This window comes from Shewanella sp. BJSY2023SW007 (assembly GCF_047314525.1).
In the GTDB taxonomy this organism is placed as follows: Bacteria; Pseudomonadota; Gammaproteobacteria; order Enterobacterales; family Shewanellaceae; genus Shewanella; species Shewanella chilikensis.
In genome coordinates this window covers 1-2,059 of record NZ_JBKORL010000022.1, presented here as the reverse complement: position 1 = coordinate 2,059, position 2,059 = coordinate 1, and the positions used below count along the sequence as shown (strand labels likewise).

General features: G+C 39.8%; 3 protein-coding genes. All 3 read left to right on the top strand.

Translation table 11 applies throughout. The annotated features are described in order from the left end of the window. The first annotated feature begins 164 nt into the window (after positions 1-164). The 3 genes from ACMHXE_RS04325 (at position 165) to ACMHXE_RS04315 (ending at position 1,856) form a co-directional block, all read left to right on the top strand. Entirely contained in the window at positions 165-623 is a 459-nt protein-coding gene (locus tag ACMHXE_RS04325; RefSeq protein ID WP_157822710.1) for a Tox-REase-5 domain-containing protein, read from the top strand. Beyond that, positions 623-1,372, top strand: coding sequence for an Imm52 family immunity protein (locus ACMHXE_RS04320; protein ID WP_101057791.1), 750 nt, complete (start codon positions 623-625; stop codon positions 1,370-1,372). Before ACMHXE_RS04325 ends, ACMHXE_RS04320 begins: the two co-directional genes overlap by 1 nt. Positions 1,373-1,637: 265 nt before the next feature. Further along, positions 1,638-1,856, top strand: a complete 219-nt coding sequence (locus ACMHXE_RS04315) for a hypothetical protein (protein WP_413731487.1) — start codon at positions 1,638-1,640, stop codon at positions 1,854-1,856. The last annotated feature ends 203 nt before the right edge of the window (positions 1,857-2,059 follow it).

Sequence of the window (2,059 nt, the reverse complement as noted above, 5' to 3'; positions counted from 1 at the left end):
TAGGTTTGTCGTTTGGTCTTTGATGTCATTGTTCACCTCGTTAAACGATTTTACTCGCTTAGCGTGGTGTCCAAAACTATCGGGGCAGATCAGTTCAAACTTATATCGGAAAACACCAGACTCCACTGAATAGCAAGACACCAAAGGGGGATGTTGACACTCCTTTGAAAAGTCAGGAAAATCCGAAAGGTGTTCCAAGCAAACTTAAACCTTCCTATGTTCATGGGCAAAGTGATGGAGGCCCTGGTGTGTGGGCTAGTCGACATACACCAGAAAAAGGCGCTGCATATCAAATTGAAGTCACGGGTGCTCCACGGCATACAGAGTATGTTGTAAAGACGGATTTAATGAAAAGCGGTGAAATCAAATTTGATGGATTCAACCCTGAACGTGGAGTTTTAATTGATGCTAAGGATTTTAATAAATGGCCCAAAGATGAGGCTTGGTCGCTTGATGTTGTTTTGCGAGATGCGAGAAAGCAGTCAGCTGTAGCATCACAGGTGAAAACGAAAGTCGAGTGGCATATACCTAATCAAGAAAAGTTTGATCTTGTAAGTCAGTTGTTAAGAGAGAATAAAGTTAAACATATTAAACCAGTTTATACGCCTAAGGGTGGTCAATAATGATTAGAGCAAAAGAATACATGGGATTCTATTGGCAAGACAGGCAACAGTGCCTAGATGAATACTTATCTTTCATCATTGATTTACTCATAGGTATTGAGGCAGCGGTAGAACGCCCGTGCTCATTTGAAATACTCTCAAAGGGACTAAAACTAGATGTGATGCCAGATGATTTTCTCGAACAAAAGAGTAAAATTATTAGTTTAGTGCTTGACCCTGATGTCGCATATACAGAAGTTGTTCAAGAAGATTCGACTGTTTCCCTATTGTCCCCTTTGGGGTTCACATCGCAGTGGAAAGTTAAATTGGACTGTGGGCCAGTTTTTTTTATTATAGTGAGTTCGGGAGCATATGGTACTGCTAGCCCGGGAAATTCTGTTGTATGTAAACTAGATTCTCCTGTTGAAAGTAGAGTCAATGAATTGCAGTTTTTTAGGCAAGTTTGGAAGCTTTTAGTTACACAATGTAATCCAGAATTTGCAGTGTTCACGTCTCATGATTTGGCTTGCAAAATAGATCCTGATATGGAGTTTGACAATAGTGTCGGTTGGATTTCATACGTGAGTTCTACAGTCAACAGCCAGTCTATGCCTAGTGATATCATAATTAGTAATCTAGCTAATGGTTGTCAGTTGGAGGTAATTGAACGCTTAATGGGTGTTAATGATTCTGAAGTCGTTAATCTATTGATAAATACTCAGAACGCATTGGTTAATGCAGGAATTATTTCTGTTGAAGATGATTTCTAGCTAGTTTATCTAACTAAAAGGTGTCTAGGAAAGAAATCAGTGGCAATTCATTGTATTATCATGGGTAGCTTGATTTTTTGTGATTGATTATGAAGGTTGAAAAGTTAAATTGGACTTCAAAGTCAGCTCAAGAGGCTGAACTGACAATTACTGATGGCGAATATAGCTGCATAGCATTTTGCCAGCCATGTGAGATAGCTGCATAGCATTTTGCCAGCCATGTGAGTATGAAGAGGGAGCAGAGGTTGATTATCTTCATGCATTCATGGCTAAAGAAGTGATGTTATCTAATTCTGGATTTGTATCTATTGAAGCACTTGAGGAGAAAGTCTTACCCCATAGAGTGACAGCAGTAGTTGAGGATCGATTAGAGAATATTGTAAAGGTTGGCTCCATCATTATAGAGCTAGACTGTGCAATACCTGCAGGGGTTGATAAAGGTATGTTGGTTGATTTTGAGTGTTCTAGGCTTGATGTTTGGTAAGTTGCAGATAACCAGTTGTTCCAAACAGAGGGAGGGTGTTCAAAATTCTGTGTCACGTTAAAAATCACAGATCGATGTGAGCATCCAGTCGTCCTTCAAAATGGATGGACTGATCTGCCCCGATAGTTTTGGACACCACGCTAAGCGAGTAAAATCGTTTAACGAGGTGAACAATGACATCAAAGACCAAACGACAAACCTAT

Excerpts from the sequence above, each read along its gene's own strand:
- ACMHXE_RS04320 (WP_101057791.1), top strand. The coding sequence starts at position 623 with ATGATTAGAGCAAAAGAATACATGGGATTCTATTGGCAAGACAGGCAA.
- ACMHXE_RS04315 (WP_413731487.1), top strand. The coding sequence starts at position 1,638 with ATGGCTAAAGAAGTGATGTTATCTAATTCTGGATTTGTATCTATTGAA.